Source organism: Aurantibacillus circumpalustris, from assembly GCF_029625215.1.
GTDB lineage: Bacteria > Bacteroidota > Bacteroidia > B-17B0 > Aurantibacillaceae > Aurantibacillus > Aurantibacillus circumpalustris.
This window is the reverse complement of sequence record NZ_CP121197.1, coordinates 476563-494215: the sequence shown is the minus strand read 5'-3', so window position 1 is coordinate 494215 and position 17653 is coordinate 476563. Positions and strand designations below refer to the sequence as shown.

Below are 17653 nucleotides of genomic sequence, written 5' to 3'. Positions count from 1 at the left end.
TTATTAAAAGGGACTATCCATTTGGATAGTCCCTTTTGCTTTAATTTAAGGGTTCTTGTAAATAAATGACGCAAATTATTCTGAGAGACGGATGTGCTTTCAGAATCCGACCTTAGGTTATCTATAAGATAGCAGGCTGTTTTTAAAATATAAGTTTTTAATCTTAATAATTAAAAAAGTAGTTGTCGTTAAATGACACATTAATTATACTTTTTAGAAATTGTGAGATTAAAAAATAATTCATAGATTTGGTTAATAGTAATAAGTTCACTTAAACTACTTTAAAACAAAAAATAATGAAAAAACATGTACTTCTAGGATCGGTCTTATTAGCAGCAATAAGTGCCTTTTCACAAAGCAAAGTAACCCGTACAGGGATAATGAATATCAAGGAACTTGCAAACATTAAGTATGGTGTTGAGTCTGTTAATCCAGTAATGAATACTACACCTGTTAAACCGGTTTCGACTCCAGTGCGCACAGGTGCTAAAACAAGTTCAATAACTTGGCAAAATTTTACTGGGTCGATGAATATTTATGGCGTAATAATCAGCTATTGCAAACCATTGCAATGGAATGACGAATTGGATGCCGTATCATTTGTACACAGGAAAACTCCTTCATATGTTATGAATCCAATTCCTGCGTCAACTGCGGCATCAGGTGGAATGGTCGCAATGATAAGCACCGATTGTGGAAATAATTGGGATAGTACAGCTTTAAATTCTAACGACAATTATTGGGGCCGTTATCCAGGCGGTGCTATTTATAATCCAACTAGCAACACTGATATCAGTAATGCTTATATTGTTGGTGCTGGCCCTACAACTGGTCCGGGTGCAGTAACATGGATTGGAAATTGGTACGCTAGTAAACAGTTAGGGACAGCGAATTACGATAACGCTCCAAGTACTGTAACAAATGCACAACAGGTAATGCCAACAACACCGCCGTTTGCACCAGGAGTACCAAGTAGACATGACTTTTCTGCCTATGGTTTTACAGCTACAGATGATGGGAAAATGCGTGTTTTAGCTGGTATAAATGATGATGTCGCTGGAGGTGACACAGCAGTAATGCTTATGACTGGCACATTCAACGGTACTTCAATGACATTTGATTGGGCAGGAAAAGTATTTGATCCGCCAACAACAGTTGAGTCTGATGGAACAGAAAATTGGATTTCACGTCCAATAATGGCTTGGAACGAGCAAGGAACAGTAGGCTATGTTGTAATTATTGGTTCAAGATTAGGCGCAACAGGTTCAAACGTTGGTTACCAACCAATCGTATACAAAACCACTAACAGCGGTTCAACTTGGTCATTAGAAAGCTCAATTAATTTTAATTCTAGCGCATTTAATGATGTAAAATCAAAATTATGGTCGGTTACCTCAGATACTAACCTAATAGTTCCAAATTTTATTTGGTTAGAAGGAATTGATTGTGCTGTTGATATGAACAACAAGCTGCATGTTTTTACATCGCTTCTGGGTCATTACAGTAACGATCTTGATTCTTTAAATTATACTAGTGGATGGACAACAGAAGGTTACAGATGGCCTCATGCGCCAATTGTTCAAAATGGTCCTGCCGTTCATCCTTATTTGTGGGATTTTACTTATGATGGAACAAGTTCTTGGTCACACATGTTAATTGACTCCATGTCGACTGAAGGCCCTGGTGGAACTACTGCATCAAATGGTTATCAAGATAATCCTTGGGACGCCGATCCATCTGCTTCAAATCAAAAAGTTAGAATTGACGCTCGTATTCAAATGAGTCGCAGTGCTGACGGCAGACACTTGTTATATAGCTGGGCAGAATCGGATACAGCTTATACTGATTTTCAGAGAAAATGGAATAATTTACCAAACATTAAAGCGCGTTTATACGATGCTCAAAACAGTCAGTTGAGCCCAACTGAAATTGATTTAACTGAAAATGCACAAGGAGAGGTTGCCAACCATGCTATGTATCACTTTATTTCACCTAAGTTCAAATTGATATCAAAAACAACAACTGCAATAAATATAGAGTTACCAACTACAATCTCTAATAGTTCACCTTACGCACAGTTAACTAAAAATACACATTGGTATGCTTGTGCAGGGATGACTTTTAACCGCCTTACTAGCGGACCTGCTGATACTACAATAGTTGGATTAGGTAAAAATAACATTGATGCTTTAAGCAATAGTTCTATTTTTCCTAACCCTGCTAAAAACACAGCTACGGTAAAGGTTAGTTTATTAAGTAATTCAAAAGTACAGGTAAACGTATTAAATACAATTGGTCAAGTTGTTAAGTCAATTGAAACACAAGGACAAATTGGTTCAAACGCAGTTAATTTAGATTTGAGCGGTTTAGCAAGTGGAATTTACCTTGTTAACATCAAAGCTGAAAATGCTAGCACAACCAAAAAACTAGTGATTGAATAGTATATACGAATGAAATAGAGAGCCAGTCCAATAAGTGGACTGGCTTTTTTTATAAGTGGTCATCTCTAAATTTAATTGTGAAGATAAAATGTCGTAAATTAGCCTTTGAATATTAATAGAAATTAAAAACACATGAAAAAACACGTACTTCTAGGATCGGTCTTATTAGCAGCAATAAGTACCTTTTCGCAAAGCGGCATCAAGGTGACGCGAACAGGGTTAATTAACACCAAAATGATGGCAAATGTTAAGTATAGCAGTGAGAATGTCGCTCCAACAGCTATTGAAAACGCTGTAAAGCCTATATCGTTGCCGGTAAAAGGAAGTAGCGCCAAAACAAGTGCAATAACTTGGCAGAATATTAGCTCTTCTATGAATATTTATGGCGTTGTTATTCCATACAGCAAACCATTGCAATGGAATGATGAATTAGACGCTGTATCATTTATACACAGAAAGCCTTCAACTTATGTTATGAATCCAATTCCTGCCTCAACAGCGGCAACTGGTGGAATAATTGCGTTTGTAAGCACCGATTGCGGTTCAACTTGGGATAGCACTGCATTATATGGAAACGATAATTTCTGGGGGCGGTATCCAAATGGTGGAATATACAACCCAACTAGCAATACTGATATCAGTAATGCTTATGTTGTTGGAGCTGGGCCTACAACTGGTTCTGGTGGTGGTTGGATTGGAAATTGGTACGCAAGTAAACAATTAGGAACTGTGAATTACGATAACGCTCCAAGTACTGTAACAAATGCACAACAGGTAATGCCAACAGCACCGCCGTTTGCACCTGGAGTACCAAGTAGACATGATTTTACAGCCTATGGTTTTACAGCTACGGATGATGGAAAAATGCGTGTTTTGGCTGGAATTACTGATGATGTTGCTTCAAATGACACAGCAGTAATGCTTATGACTGGCACATTCAACGGTACTTCAATGACATTTGATTGGGCAGGAAAAGTATTTGATCCGCCAACAACAGTTGAGTCTGATGGAACAGAAAATTGGATTTCACGTCCAATGATGGCTTGGAACGAGCAAGGAACAGTAGGCTACGTTGTAATTATTGGTTCAAGATTGGGCGCAACAGGTTCAAACGTTGGTTACCAACCAATCGTATACAAAACCACTAACAGTGGTTCAACTTGGTCATTAGAAAGCTCAATCAATTTTAATTTAAGCGCATTTGATGATGTAAAATCAAGATTATGGTCAGTTAGTTCGAACACTAATCTAATAGTTCCTAATTTTACTTGGATTGAAGGTATTGATTGTGCAGTTGATATGAACAATAAATTACATGTGTTCTCATCCATTTTAGCTCACCCAAGTGAAGACCTTGACTCTTTAAATTATACAAGTCAATGGACAACCGAAGGTTACAGATGGCCTCATGCGCCAATTGTTCAAAATGGTCCTGCCGTTCATCCTTATTTATGGGATTTTACTTATGATGGAACAAGTTCTTGGTCACACATGTTAATTGACTCTATGTCAACTGAAGGCCCTGGTGGAACTACTGCATCAAATGGTTATCAAGATAATCCTTGGGACGCCGATCCATCTGCTTCAAATCAAAAAGTTAGAATTGACGCCCGTATTCAAATGAGTCGCAGTGCTGACGGCAGACACTTGTTATATAGCTGGGCAGAATCGGATACAGCTTATACTGATTTTCAGAGAAAATGGAATAATTTACCAAACATTAAAGCGCGTTTATACGATGCTCAAAACAGTCAGTTGAGCCCAACTGAAATTAATTTAACTGAAAATGCACAAGGAGAGGTTGCCAACCACGCTATGTTTCACTTTATTTCTCCTAAGTTTAAATTGGTATCGGAAACCGCGACTAAAATAAACATTGAATTACCAACTACAACGTCTAATAGTTCACCTTACTCACAGCTAACATCAAACACGCACTGGTATGCTTGTGCAGGTATGGAGTTCGATCGCCTTACTACTGTGACGTTAACTGTTGGTTTGGATAAAGATAACATAGACGCTTTAAGCAATAGTTCTATTTTTCCTAACCCTGCTAAAAACACAGCTACTGTAAAAGTTAGTTTATTAAGTACTTCAAAAGTACAGGTAAGCGTATTAAATACAATTGGTCAAGTTGTTAAGTCAATTGAAACACAAGGGCAAATTGGTTCAAACGCAGTTAATTTAGATTTGAGCGGTTTAGCAAGTGGAATTTACCTTGTTAACATCAAAGCTGAAAATGCTAGCACAACCAAAAAATTAGTGATTGAATAATTAATTTTTAATTATTGAAAGGGTCGTCTCTGCAACAGAGGCGACCCTTTTTTATTGCCAGTAACTTAAGATATAAAAACCATTATTATCAAAACCACTGCCACTTACATTTAAAAACTGTTAGGATATAAAGAACTGAATTGAAAAGGATAAGATGCTTTGTAATTTTATATTAAAATAAATCCCATGAAAAAGCAACTACTCTTTACATCCTTTTTTTTCCTTATCCTCAGTGCCACAGCGCAAAATGGAAAAAAACAAAGACCTTCGGGTTCGTTCGACACTAAACTACTATTGCAGCCAATGTACAGCAACGAAGGGCTTGCAGCAATACAAAACGCTGACGCAATTAAGCCCACTTCTTTACCAATTCAAGATAATGCCAAAACAAATTCAACCAATTGGCAGCGAATTAGCTCTTCAATGAATATTTATGGAACTATTGTTAGTTACTGTAAGCCATTACAATGGAACGATGAACTTGATGTGGTTAGTTTTATTCATCGTAAGTCCCCTACTTATTCATTTTTGCCAACGCCAGATCCAACAGCAGCTACAGGAGGAATAGTGGCATTTATTAGTAACGATTGCGGCGCGAATTGGGATAGCACGGCCTTATACACAAATGATAATTTCTGGGCACGTTACCCAAATGGTGCAATTTATAATCCAATAGGAAATACTGACATTAACAATGCGTATATTGTTGGCGCAGGCCCTGCAACTGGCCCTGGAAATGTTACTTGGATCGGAAACTGGTATGCAAGCAAACGGCTGGGGACGGCAAATTATAACAATTCACCTAGCATTGCAACAAACGCGCAACAAGTTATGCCAACGGTGCCTCCTTTTGTAACAGGAGTGCCAAGCAGACACGATTTCGCTGCATATAATTTTAGTGCTACTGATGATGGGAAAATGCGGATACTCGCCAGAATATCTAACGATGCAAATACATCAGACACCGCTGTTATGCTGATGACAGCAACATTTAATAACACGTTAATGGCTTTTGACTGGGCAGGAAAAATATTTGCACCTCCAACAACATCTTCTACTGTTGATAATACACCGAATTGGGTGCCACAACCTATGATGGCGTGGAACGAATATGGAGATGTGGGATATATTGTCATAATAGGTTCAAGATTTGGAGCAACGGGATCTAATGTAGGTTATCAACCTATAGTGTATAAAACTACAAACAGCGGCGGCACTTGGTCTTTGGAAAACGGAATTAATTTTAATGCTGCAAGTGCTATGGTTGTTAAAAATAAATTATGGGCTGTTGCAAGCGACAGCACCCTAGTAGTTCCTAACTTTCTTTGGTTTGAAGGAATTGACTGCACGGTAGACTCTAGAAACAGATTGCACATTTTCTCATCCCTTGCAGGTCAAGCTAGTAATCATACAGATTCGATGAATTTTGTTAGCAGATGGTCTACCGAAAACTACTTATGGCCTCATAAGCCAGGTGCAATGCCTTATTTAGCAGATTTTATTTATGATGGTGCGAATACTAATAGTTGGTCAAAAATGTTAATTGACTCTATGTCAACAGAGGGGCCAGGAGCAAGAACATCAGATCCAGGTTACCAAGATAATCCTTGGGATGCAGATCCAAGTTCATCGAATAATAAAGTAAGAGTAGACGCGCGTTTACAAATGAGTAGAACACCTGATGGAAAATATTTATTATTCACTTGGGCAGATTCTGATACGGCTTATACTGACTTGCAGAAAAAATGGAATAATTTACCAAATGTTAAAGCTCGTTTATACGATGTTGAAAATCATGATTTAAGTGGTAGTAGAATTGACTTGACCGAAAATGCTCAAGGGGATGTTGCAAATCACGCGATGTATCATTTCATTTCACCAAAATTTAAATTAGTTTCTAAAACAAACGCGGTGGTTAATGTTAAATTACCAATTACCGTTTCAAATAGTAGTCCTTATTCTCAAAAAACTGTAAACCAACACTGGTACAGCTGTGCAGGGATTAATTTTTCTCGGAAACTTGTAACATACTCTAACCCTTGGGATGAAATGAAGCCAGATGGTTTAGCTGAAAACTCAAATTCGAATTTGCTCAAAAGTTATCTTTATCCAAACCCAGCAAGTAATAAATTCTTTTTAAGACTTGGTTCTCCAACAAACACTGGAATAGAAATCACGGTGGTAAATTTGGTTGGTGAATTAGTTAGAAGCTCGCAAGCTGAGGTTAAATCAGGGAATAACATAATTTCCTTTGATATACAAAATTTGCCAAGTGGGATTTACTTAGTGTCGTTAAAGATGGGCGCAAGTTTAGCAACCAAAAAACTCATTGTTGAGTAATTTACCCAAACACATACATGCAAATGGCCCTCTTCTATAGGGCTATTTGTATTTTGAGTCAACTTAATAGGGTTTATTTTTGTAAACGCCAAAATTGTATTTGACGCTAATTGCCTTTTTAATCATGAAAATGGGATATTTTGGTATTCAGGTAATTTATTCCAATTTTACATTCTAAAAATTATTCAAATGCGATCACATAAGTTATTTTCTGCTCTTTTTTTCCTCCTTATTTTAACCAATTGCAATACTTCTAAAAAGGCAACTGTTAAGAATGAAATGACTTCTGTTCAGCTAGACACAATTAGTGTTGTAACGAACGACCATTCAAAAAGGCAACCTTACAAAGCCTCAAATGAAAGGACGAATGATATTATTCACACGAAACTTGAAGTAAGTTTTGATTGGAAATTGTCGCGAATGAATGGCAGAGCCACTATTCAATTAAAACCACATTTTTATCCTACAAGTGTTTTGTATTTAAACGCTAGAGGCATGGAAATAAAAAAAGTTGTGGTTATGGATATAAATAAACCGATTGAAGCAAAAAAAGCAGAACCGGGAGCCGATGCCGACGCTGTTGCAGCCTCAATGCAAGATGACTACAGCATCACCTCATACACTTATCAAAATGATTCTTTAAAAATTAATTTAGGAAGAAGGTTTAGTTCTGATGAAAATTACTTTGTCATTATTGATTATGTTGCAAAACCTAATGAACTAAAAAGTGCTGGTGGAAGTAATGCCATTACTGATGACAAGGGATTGTATTTTATTAATCCAGCTGGTGAAAATCCCTTTAAAATGCCACAGATATGGACGCAAGGTGAAACACAAGCTAACTCTGTATGGTTTCCAACAATAGATAGTCCTAATGAAAAAATGACTCAAGAGATTTTGATGCGCGTGGATAATAAATACACAACCCTATCAAATGGCTCCTTAATTAGTTCGGTAAAACAAAATGATGGAACGCGCATTGATCATTGGAAATTGGACCAACCTCACGCTCCATACCTTGCAATGATGGCGGTTGGAGAATTTAAAAAAGTAATTGATGAACCTTGGAAGGGAAAAGAAATAAGTTATTATGTTGATGCTTTATATGAGGCGGATGCAAAAACAATTTTTGGTGACACAAAAGAAATGATTGAATTTTATTCTAACACCTTAGGGGTTCCATACGCTTGGCCTAAATATTCACAAATTGTTGCGAGAGATTATGTAAGCGGAGCTATGGAAAACACTAGCGCTACTTTACATGGTGATTTTATGGTATATCAAACATCTCGAGAAATGTTAGATTCTAAAAGAGGTAATTCTGTTATTGCTCATGAATTATTTCATCAGTGGTTTGGCGACTTAGTAACATGTGAGAGTTGGAGCAATTTGCCTTTAAATGAAAGCTTTGCAACATATGGTGAATATATGTGGGAAGAATATAAATTTGGAAGAGACGCAGCCGACTACCACCGCTGGTTGAGTAAACAGGGGTATTTAAACTCTACAAAGGAGGTCGAATTAATTCGATTTAACTATCATGATAAAGAAGATATGTTTGATGCCTTTAGTTATAACAAAGGCGGACTCATACTTCACATGCTTCGTAAGTTGGTCGGCGATAGAGCTTTTTACGCATCTCTTAAAAATTATCTTGAAACAAATAAATTTAAATCGGTGGAAGTACACAATCTTCGACTAGCTTTTGAAGAAGTAACCGGCAAAGACCTAAACAGGTTTTTTAACCAATGGTTTTTAACCAAAGGCCGCCCGTCTTTAAAGATTAGAAAAGAGGTAAATAAATCTTTAGACACACTAAAAGTTACAGTGGAACAAACACAAGATCTCAGTAAATACCCCCTTTATATTTTGCCATTAGAAGTTGATTTATATGCAAATGGTGGTGTTGAAAGAAAACATATTGTTATTAGTGAGAATAAAAGCACCTTTTATTTTAAAATTCAAGGGGAACCGCAATTAGTAAACTTCGACGCAGAACGCCAACTCATAGCTGATATCGATTATCCAAAAACTCAAGCGGAGTATCTTTTTCAGTATAGTTCTGCTCCACTTTTTGAAGACAGACAAGAAGCCTTAAATGGTATTGAAGAGCAGATGCAAGACGGCGTTGTTTACGCTTTATTTAAACAAGTTTTAGAAAAAGAAAAATCAAAGCCACTTCGTCATTATGCGTTACAACGATTGGAAAAAGTTAGTCCTGAAAAACGTAACGAAGTAAAATCACTTCTTATAATGTTGTATCAAAAAGAAGTTGACAATATAACTAGAGCTAAAATATTGGGAGCGTTGAATCGAATGTCTGTTGGGACAGTTGATATGATTGGATTAAACAGCACAGCTTTGAATGATAAGTCTTATGCCGTTTGTGCAGAAGCGCTCACTGGCATAGCGAAAAGTGATGTTAAAATGGCAATGGAAAAAGCTATTTTATTAGAAAGAGAAAGCGGAAAAGAATTATTGTTTGTTATTGCTAATCTTTATGCCAATAATGGAGGCGACGGCCAAGTGCATTTTTTTCATGACGCATTAAAATTCATCAATGGTTTTGACGTTATGGGTTTTGCGGGGCTATACACTAAAACAGCCAGACAATGTAAGATTCCTGAAAATGTTCTTACAACTGCTAGAGACCTTGAAATGCTTAGCAATGGAGCCAACAAGTATATTAAATTTACAATGGTTAAGGGAATAAAGGATATTTTAAGTAGTTGGGAAAGTAAAGAAAATACAGTTCAAACGAAGTTGGAAACTGCTAAGCAAGAAAAACAGAGCACCACTGAATTAGAAAAGGAATTACAGGTAGTTAAAACAACAAAAATTACGCTTACAGAAATATATAACCGCGCAAAATAATTATAATGTTGGTAAAACTTTTTTTTTACATTGGATGTACATTTATTTTTACCGCTTGTCTTAATAAAGAAGAAAGCAACAGAAGAGACTTAGCTAAAACGGCAACTGAAATAAATGAAAAGTGTCCAAAAATGTTGGATTCGGAAACACGTTTGGACGGGATTGAAGTAAAAGAGCCAAATACTTTGGTGTATAGATATACACTGATGAATGTACTTTCGCAAAATGTAGATACCGTTCGATTTTATAGAATGTTATGGCCCGGAATAATTAGTAACGTTAAGTTGAGTGCCGAAATGAAAAAGTTGCGTGAAGCGAATACTGTTATTGAATATTTTTATCAAGATAAAAACAGTATTCCAATTTATACTTTTCATATCAATCCCGAAGCTTATAAGTAGTTGGTTTTTATTTCTGTATTTATTTTAATCATAACTGTACACTTAAAGGGATAACTTGGTTTTCATACTGTTCGAAAACGCCTATATTTATCCTAAGACAATACGTTATGACAAAAACAGACATAGAGAAAATTCTTTTTCTTGATATTGAAACGGTTCCTTTAGTTTACAATTACAGCGAGCTCAACGAAAGTGCACGCGATCTTTGGGATAAAAAATGGCAATACAATAAAGAAGTTCCACCCGAACAACAATATGCTAAGGCTGGTATTTATGCTGAGTTTGCTAGAGTAGTCTGCATAGGCTTAGGTTTTTATAACAACAAAAAATTTCGCGTGAAAACTATTGCTTCAGAAAACGAAATGGAGATTTTAACTCAATTTGCTGACCTTTTAAAACAGCATTTTAACTCTTCTAGTCATTTATTGTGCGCGCATAATGGAAAGGAATTTGATTTTCCGTTTTTATGTAGAAGATTTCTGATAAATAATTTACCCCTACCTAAAACACTCCAATTACAAGGCTTAAAACCCTGGAATGTAAACCATATTGACACTATGGATTTATGGAAGTTTGGGGATTTAAAAAATTTCAGTTCTCTAAATTTGTTAGCACATGTGTTGGGAATTCCTTCACCTAAAGATGATATGGATGGTAGTCAAGTTGCTAAAACATATTATGAAGATAAAGATCTAAGTAAAATAGAAAAATACTGTATGAAAGACGTTATTACGTTAGCCCGTGTATACAACCGCTTCATTGGTTCTGGAAATTTAAACGACGATGACATTATTTTTGCGTAAATTGAACCCGTAATTTTACGTAATTTATTTAGTTAATGAAGTCTCTACGTATAGCAATGATCGGCAGCGGGAGTTGGGCAACCGCTCTAGCCAAATTATTTTTAAATAATACATCCACAATTAATTGGTTTATCCGCAAGGAAGAGGATATAGCCTATTTTAATAGTTATAAAACCAATCCAAGATATTTAAGTGGTGTAGAATTTGAAACTGAGAAAATTTCCTTTTATACATCACTGAGAGAATGCGTTAAAAATTCAGATTATTTGGTTTTGGCTATCCCTTCTGCATTTTTAGATGACTCGTTTTCACTTCTTACAGAAAGCGATCTGAAAGATAAAGTTATATTTTCTGCTATTAAAGGAATTGTGCCGCAACACAACTTAATTGTAGGTGAATACCTGAATAAAGTTTACAATGTACCCTTAGAAAACATTGGTGTAATAACAGGGCCGTGTCACGCCGAAGAGGTAGCATTAGAAAAACTAAGTTATCTTACCATTGCCTCGATCAATACGGCAAACGCTCAAATATTAAGTGACATATTGAATTGCCGCTATTTAAAATCAACGGTAAGTGATGATATCTATGGAACAGAATTTTCTGCTGTTTTAAAAAATGTTATTGCGGTTGCAGGAGGTATTTGTCACGGACTTGGTTATGGAGATAATTTTCTTGCTGTTCTTGTTAGCAATGCTATTCAAGAAATAAAACGTTTTGTTGATGCTGTACATCCAATCGACAGAGACATCAAAGCTTCTGCTTACTTAGGTGATCTTTTAGTAACAGCTTATTCTCAGTTTAGCCGTAACCGTATGTTCGGCACAATGTTAGGAAAAGGATATAGCGTAAAACAAGCGCAACTAGAAATGAATATGATTGCCGAAGGATATTATGCTGTAAAGTGTGTTTATGAAATTAATAAGAAATACAAGGTACACATGCCAATTACAGATGCTGTTTATAATATCATTTATCAAAGTAAAGACGTGCGTAAAGAAATTGCTCAACTTACTCTTTTATTATCCTAATTACGTTTGAGAACATTTGCTCTAATTATATCCGTTGTTTTTCATCCTTTACTAATGGCAACATACGGCTGTCTTCTTTTATTTTTTGGAATAAAAGATACTGTTTATGACTACCTCACAGAGTTCGACGCCAAATGGCGGATTACACTTGTTGTGTTTGTTTTTTCATTTGTGTTTCCGATTTTAAACATTTTTATTTTATATAAACTCAAAAGAATACCTGAGATTATTTTATCCAATCAAGCAGATAGAACTTTTCCTTATGTAATGACCTCTTTGTTTTATTTTGGATTGTTTTATTTATTACTAGATATAAATATTTGGCCAAGCATAAAATTATTTATTATTGGAGGAGGTGTTGCAATATTATTAACCGCTATAATTAATTTGAAAACAAAAATTAGCGCACACATGGTTGGTGTTGGTGGCCTATTAGGCGTGCTTATTTCAATATCGTATTTAATAAAGTTTGACATGACTTTGTTTTATATTCTCGTGATTATTCTGGCGGGCTTTATTGGATTTGCTCGTTTAGAATTAAACGAACATAAGCCGTATCAAATTTACCTGGGATTCTTTTTAGGCATTGTTGTTCAACTCACTTTGTTTTCAGCTTTACATAAATTAACGTACGCATGAATTTAGTTACTGGCGCAACCGGTATAGTAGGCAGTCATGTTGTTTTGGCACTTTTGCAAAATAACGAGGAGGTAATTGCCTGCAAGCAAAAAAGTAGTGATGTGAAAAAGGTCGAAGAACTTTTTTCTTTTTACACCGTGGACTACAAAAATTTGTTTGGAAAAATTAAGTGGGTAGATGTCGATATACTTGATATTTTTTCCATCGAAGAGGCACTTAAAGGCGTTACCAACGTATATCATTGTGCAGGTTTTGTGTCTTTTGATTCAAGAGATCGGAAAAAAACAATGTCCATAAATGAAACCGGTACTAAAAATGTGGTAGACGCATGCTTACACAATAAAATTAAAGCGCTCTGCCATGTCAGTTCTTTAGCAGCTATTCATAACTTGGATTATACTTCGGCACTGAGTGAAGATGTTTTTTGGAAAAAATCAGGAAAAGAAAGCGATTATGCAATTAGCAAATATAATGCTGAAAGAGAGGTTTGGCGTGGAATAGAGGAGGGATTAAATGCCGTTATTGTGAACCCCGGTGTGGTTTTATCTCCTGGATTTGTAGGCCAAAGTAGTAGTAGGCTTTTTGACGCAGCATACAAAGGGAATAAATTTTATCCAGTTGGCACAACCGCATACATTGCGGCCAGCGACGTGGCAAAAATTATGATTAAGTTAATAGCCCTTGAAAAATTTGGCCAGAGGTACATTTTGATTGAAAACAATTATAGATATTTCGACATCTTGAGTCACATTCAAAGAAATTTCAATAAACCTGTTCCAAGTATTAAGGCAACACGTTTTATTTTGACTTTAGCTAATATTTTTGAAGACTTTCGTGTGTTTTTTCAAGGTGGTGAGAAACGCGTAACTAAGGCGTTGATTCGTTCAGCATTCAACAAACAGGAGTATTCGAATAAAAAGATTAATACAGAGTTAGGGGTGGAATTTGTGCCGGTTCTTCAAATTATTGAACAAATTTGCCAAAAGTACGGCCCTCGAAAGAATAAAGGGGAAACAAGTCGTTGATATTCATCGAATTAAATTCGGGGTTTATCAACAATTTTTTGCTTTTTGTAACTTATTTTTCTAATTTAGGCTAATTATTTAACAAAAAAGTATGCACGTTGCGATTGCGGGAAACATTGGGTCGGGGAAAACCACTTTAACATCATTATTGGCAAAACATTACAAATGGCATGCGCACTACGAAGATGCAGATGACAATCCATATTTGAATGATTTTTATGAGGATATGCAACGCTGGTCTTTTAACTTACAGGTATACTTTTTAAATAATCGTTTCAATCAAATTCTGGATATCCGTAAGGGTAAGCATACTGTTGTGCAAGATCGTACCATCTATGAAGATGCTTATATTTTTGCGCCAAATTTACACGCTATGGGTCTGATGACTTCGCGTGATTACGACAATTACTTTTCACTATTTAAATTAATGGAAGGTTTGGTTAAAGCACCTGACCTTATTATTTATCTAAGAGCAAGTGTACCAACACTTGTAAAACAAATTCAAAAACGTGGTCGCGAATACGAAAACAGTATTCGTTTAGATTATTTAAAACGCTTAAATGAGCGTTATGAAGCTTGGAACGCCTCCTACGAGTCTGGAAAAATAATAGTTGTGGACGTAGACGATGTAAATTTTAGTGAAAGTAAGGAGGATTTAGGGAAGGTTATAAGAATGATTGATGCAGAACTTAACGGATTGTTTAAATAGTGAGCAGTATAGTAAATAAAGACGCTGAATTTTTCGATCAACATTTTTCTAAATGTGTTGAAGATGCAAATGGCTTAGGGAAAGTAATCCTTGCTTATGATGGCGTTTTAAACTCTGAAACTATCTCTAAACTTGAAACGGAGATCGAAACCAATATTCTTGATAAAAATCTTCCAAAATCTGTAGTAAAAAAAGTATTTTTTATCTGCATCGAATCTTTACAAAACATGTATATACATGGACATAGAGATGAGAGTGGCGCTAAGCATAATTTTTTCATTCTCTATATCAGTGACAAAGCTGTTAAAATGATTACGGCTAATTTAATTGCTAATTCTGCGATTGAAAAATTAGAAAAACATATTGAAAAAATAAACTCTTTTCAAGATCCGGCAGATTTAAAAACATATTATTTAGAGCATCTTGAAAATAATGAGTTAAGTGAAAAAGGTGGTGCTGGCTTGGGATTTATTACCATTGGCATGAAAAGCGGTAACAAGCTCGGTATGCAGTTTGAACAAATAAATGATGACAGATCCATGTTCTTAATGGAGGCAACAATTAGCGTTGACTAGTTATAGTTCTATAACTAGTCTTTTACGATTACAATAATTTTTATAATGAATTTATCTTCCAGAAAATGGAGAACAAAAAACATATCTTATTTATTTCTTCATGGTACCCAAATCGACAAGATTCAACACATGGTATTTTTAATCGTTTTTTCGCAGAGGCGGCGTCACTATACAATAAGGTAAGCGTGTTACATGTGTGTTCAGAAGAAAATCTAAAATCAAATTTTGAGTGTGTAGAATCGTATGAAAATAATATTCGTACGGTTACCGTTTATTACAAAAAAATCGCGTCGCGCTTTCCACTTTTTTCGCAACTAAAAAAGAAAAGAAAAGTTCTTGAAGCATTTGACATGGGTTACGATTTACTTATTAAAAAGGAAGGTAAAGTTGATTTGATACAAATAAATGTAATTATGCAAATGGGAATAGGTGCTTATCACCTATCGCAGAAACACAAAATTCCTTATGTAATTAATGAAAATTGGTCCGGGTACTGCGAAGAAGATGGGAGCTATAAAGGATTTACAAAGCAATTTTATACGCGGAAAATCGTTAAGCATGCAAAGGCAATAATGCCAACAAGTACGTATTTAAAAGAAGCGATGTTGTCGCATAACCTAAACGGTAATTATGTAGTCGTGCCTAATGTTGTAAACGTAAATATTTTTAAACCAGAGGCCAAAGAACAAAATAAAATAACAAGACTTATTCATATTTCTTCTTTAAACGATAGAGAAAAAAATGTAAGTGGTTTAATTCGAGCCTTTGGAAAAGCCGTTGAAAAAAATACATCGTTGGAATTAAATATTGTTGGTGAAGGAGTTGATAAGGAAAAATACAAGAAACTTGTAAACAAACTGACTCTTGAAAATAAAATAAATTTTAAAGGAAGAATTATAAGCAAAGATCTTGTTTATGAAATTAATGCAAACGATGCTTTGATAATGTTTAGCAATTATGAAACATTTTGTTTAGTAATTATTGAAGCGTTTGCTTGTGCCAAACCGGTTATTACGAGCAATGCAGGGGCCATTAAAACATATATGAAACCAGAACTTGGTATAATGGTAGAAAAACAAAATGAAGAACAATTGACTCATGCTATACTCGATTTTTCAGAAAACAAAGAAAAGTATGATCGTAATTTTATAAGACAGTTTGCGGTTGATAATTATAGCTATGAAAAAGTTGGAGAAAAATTGGACAGGATCTATAACTTAGCATTGAGAACAAATAAACAGAGCTCTACTAACAGTAACACTTCAAATTAAATTCTATAGTTTATTGATTAAAAATTTAATAGTTTCTTTTTTTGCTAAAAGCGCAGTAGCTTTTACTTTGTTGGCTATCCTATTGGTTCAATCCAGACAATTGGGTGGAGAAGAAGTTGGCCAGGTAAGCCTTTTGGTTTTAAATTTAGCTATTATTCAAACTATCAGCGATATTTATACAGGTAGCGCATTGGTTTATTTTATTGCAAAATATGCTCTAGCTAAAATATATATTAAAGGAATTTTATGGACCATTGCTTGTATTGTTAGTATTAATTTAATTTTTTATGCCTTTCACGTTGGGATGCAAGAATTATGGATTCATGTCTTAATCTTGTCTTTTATTTCCACGCTTCAGGCATTTCATGGAGTTATACTACTTGCAAAAGAAAAAATTAAGACTTATAATTTTCTAATCTTTTTTCAGCCATTACTCTTGCTTGCTATTCTTTGTGTAAATGTTTTTTTGCTTGATATTAAAAATGTCTGCGCATACATTATTGCGGCTTATGTCTCCTGGAGTGTTTCTCTTCTAATCTCTTGTTACTTTGTTATTAAAACAATTTCAAATGATGATAAAACAAAAGCTGAAGTAAAAACTAAAGATATTTTAAGAAACGGTTTAGTTAATCAACTAGGAAATCTTGCACACACTTTAAGTAACCGATACAATTATTATATGATAGCTACAGCCATGTTGGTTGGTGTTTATGCAAGCGCCACATCACTAATAGAGTCCGTTTGGATTTTAAGTGGTAGTATTTCGCCGATTATTTTAACGCACATAGCAAATCGAAAAGACTCAATCAATAACGGAAGAGTTACCTTTTTACTATCAAAAATTAGTTTTTTGCTTAGCTCTCTTTGCATAATTGTGGTATTATTTTTACCGGAGGTTTTTTTTACTAGTTTCCTCGGAAAAGACTTTTCGGGAACAAAGACCATTATGCTTTATTTATCGCCGGGAGTTTTGTTTCTCAGTTTTTCAAGTATTATAAGCCATTACTATTCAGGACTCGGACGCCAAAAAATTTTGCTGATTGCTAATAGTTGCGGTCTAGTTGTGACTTTATGCACGAGCTACTATTTTATTTCGCATTTTGGGTTAATTGGGGCCTGTTATGCAGCGTCACTTTCTTACCTGGCCCAAGCAGCCGTGCTTACTTTTGTTTTTATGAAACAAAATGAATTTAAAATTGTGAATCTTTTTCAATTAAGAAAAGATTTGGATTTGTTGGTAACGAATAATAAATCCAGTTAAAATTGTAAA

Annotated in this window: 13 protein-coding genes; all 13 read left to right on the top strand. The window is 35.1% G+C overall.

Annotation, left to right across the window (positions count from 1 at the left end):
* Nucleotides 1-296 precede the first annotated feature (296 nt).
* Nucleotides 297-2441: a T9SS type A sorting domain-containing protein gene (locus P2086_RS01990; protein ID WP_317898755.1), complete on the top strand. Its 2145-nt coding sequence runs from the start codon at nt 297-299 to the stop codon at nt 2439-2441.
* Between the two features lie 132 nt (nt 2442-2573).
* Complete coding sequence (locus P2086_RS01985; RefSeq protein WP_317898754.1) at nt 2574-4715, top strand: T9SS type A sorting domain-containing protein; 2142 nt, start codon at nt 2574-2576, stop codon at nt 4713-4715.
* 186 nt (nt 4716-4901) lie between these two features.
* Nucleotides 4902-7055, top strand: coding sequence for a T9SS type A sorting domain-containing protein (locus tag P2086_RS01980; RefSeq protein ID WP_317898753.1), 2154 nt, complete (start codon nt 4902-4904; stop codon nt 7053-7055).
* 189 nt (nt 7056-7244) lie between these two features.
* Nucleotides 7245-9929, top strand: a complete 2685-nt coding sequence (locus tag P2086_RS01975) for a M1 family metallopeptidase (protein ID WP_317898752.1) — start codon at nt 7245-7247, stop codon at nt 9927-9929.
* A 5-nt stretch (nt 9930-9934) separates the two neighbouring features.
* The gene (locus tag P2086_RS01970) at nt 9935-10330 is read left to right on the top strand and encodes a DUF8479 domain-containing protein (protein ID WP_317898751.1); all 396 of its coding nucleotides are present in this window, start codon (nt 9935-9937) and stop codon (nt 10328-10330) included.
* A gap of 107 nt (nt 10331-10437) precedes the next feature.
* The gene (locus P2086_RS01965; RefSeq protein ID WP_317898750.1) at nt 10438-11133 is read left to right on the top strand and encodes a 3'-5' exonuclease; all 696 of its coding nucleotides are present in this window, start codon (nt 10438-10440) and stop codon (nt 11131-11133) included.
* Nucleotides 11134-11168: 35 nt separating this feature from the next.
* Complete coding sequence (locus P2086_RS01960) at nt 11169-12164, top strand: NAD(P)H-dependent glycerol-3-phosphate dehydrogenase (protein ID WP_317898749.1); 996 nt, start codon at nt 11169-11171, stop codon at nt 12162-12164.
* Nucleotides 12165-12218: 54 nt separating this feature from the next.
* Nucleotides 12219-12803, top strand: coding sequence for a hypothetical protein (locus tag P2086_RS01955; RefSeq protein ID WP_317898748.1), 585 nt, complete (start codon nt 12219-12221; stop codon nt 12801-12803).
* Nucleotides 12800-13828 carry an NAD-dependent epimerase/dehydratase family protein gene (locus P2086_RS01950; protein ID WP_317898747.1) on the top strand — a complete coding sequence of 343 codons (1029 nt, stop codon included), beginning with the start codon at nt 12800-12802 and terminating at the stop codon, nt 13826-13828. Before P2086_RS01955 ends, P2086_RS01950 begins: the two co-directional genes overlap by 4 nt.
* 91 nt (nt 13829-13919) lie before the next feature.
* Nucleotides 13920-14537, top strand: coding sequence for a deoxynucleoside kinase (locus tag P2086_RS01945; protein ID WP_317898746.1), 618 nt, complete (start codon nt 13920-13922; stop codon nt 14535-14537).
* Nucleotides 14537-15112, top strand: a complete 576-nt coding sequence (locus P2086_RS01940) for a SiaB family protein kinase (RefSeq protein ID WP_317898745.1) — start codon at nt 14537-14539, stop codon at nt 15110-15112. The genes P2086_RS01945 and P2086_RS01940 overlap by 1 nt, the downstream gene beginning before the upstream one ends.
* Nucleotides 15113-15177: 65 nt before the next feature.
* On the top strand, nt 15178-16383 hold the full coding sequence (locus P2086_RS01935; protein WP_317898744.1) for a glycosyltransferase: 1206 nt from the start codon (nt 15178-15180) through the stop codon (nt 16381-16383).
* A 13-nt stretch (nt 16384-16396) separates the two neighbouring features.
* Nucleotides 16397-17644, top strand: a complete 1248-nt coding sequence (locus tag P2086_RS01930) for a lipopolysaccharide biosynthesis protein (protein ID WP_317898743.1) — start codon at nt 16397-16399, stop codon at nt 17642-17644.
* The last annotated feature ends 9 nt before the right edge of the window (nt 17645-17653 follow it).

Bases quoted from the DNA above. Each gene is read 5' to 3' on its own strand.
- P2086_RS01960 (WP_317898749.1), top strand. From the start codon at position 11,169: ATGAAGTCTCTACGTATAGCAATGATCGGCAGCGGGAGTTGGGCAACC.
- P2086_RS01955 (WP_317898748.1), top strand. From the start codon at position 12,219: ATGGCAACATACGGCTGTCTTCTTTTATTTTTTGGAATAAAAGATACT.
- P2086_RS01965 (WP_317898750.1), top strand. From the start codon at position 10,438: ATGACAAAAACAGACATAGAGAAAATTCTTTTTCTTGATATTGAAACG.
- P2086_RS01985 (WP_317898754.1), top strand. From the start codon at position 2,574: ATGAAAAAACACGTACTTCTAGGATCGGTCTTATTAGCAGCAATAAGT.
- P2086_RS01945 (WP_317898746.1), top strand. From the start codon at position 13,920: ATGCACGTTGCGATTGCGGGAAACATTGGGTCGGGGAAAACCACTTTA.
- P2086_RS01980 (WP_317898753.1), top strand. From the start codon at position 4,902: ATGAAAAAGCAACTACTCTTTACATCCTTTTTTTTCCTTATCCTCAGT.
- P2086_RS01970 (WP_317898751.1), top strand. From the start codon at position 9,935: ATGTTGGTAAAACTTTTTTTTTACATTGGATGTACATTTATTTTTACC.
- P2086_RS01990 (WP_317898755.1), top strand. From the start codon at position 297: ATGAAAAAACATGTACTTCTAGGATCGGTCTTATTAGCAGCAATAAGT.
- P2086_RS01975 (WP_317898752.1), top strand. From the start codon at position 7,245: ATGCGATCACATAAGTTATTTTCTGCTCTTTTTTTCCTCCTTATTTTA.
- P2086_RS01935 (WP_317898744.1), top strand. From the start codon at position 15,178: ATGGAGAACAAAAAACATATCTTATTTATTTCTTCATGGTACCCAAAT.
- P2086_RS01950 (WP_317898747.1), top strand. From the start codon at position 12,800: ATGAATTTAGTTACTGGCGCAACCGGTATAGTAGGCAGTCATGTTGTT.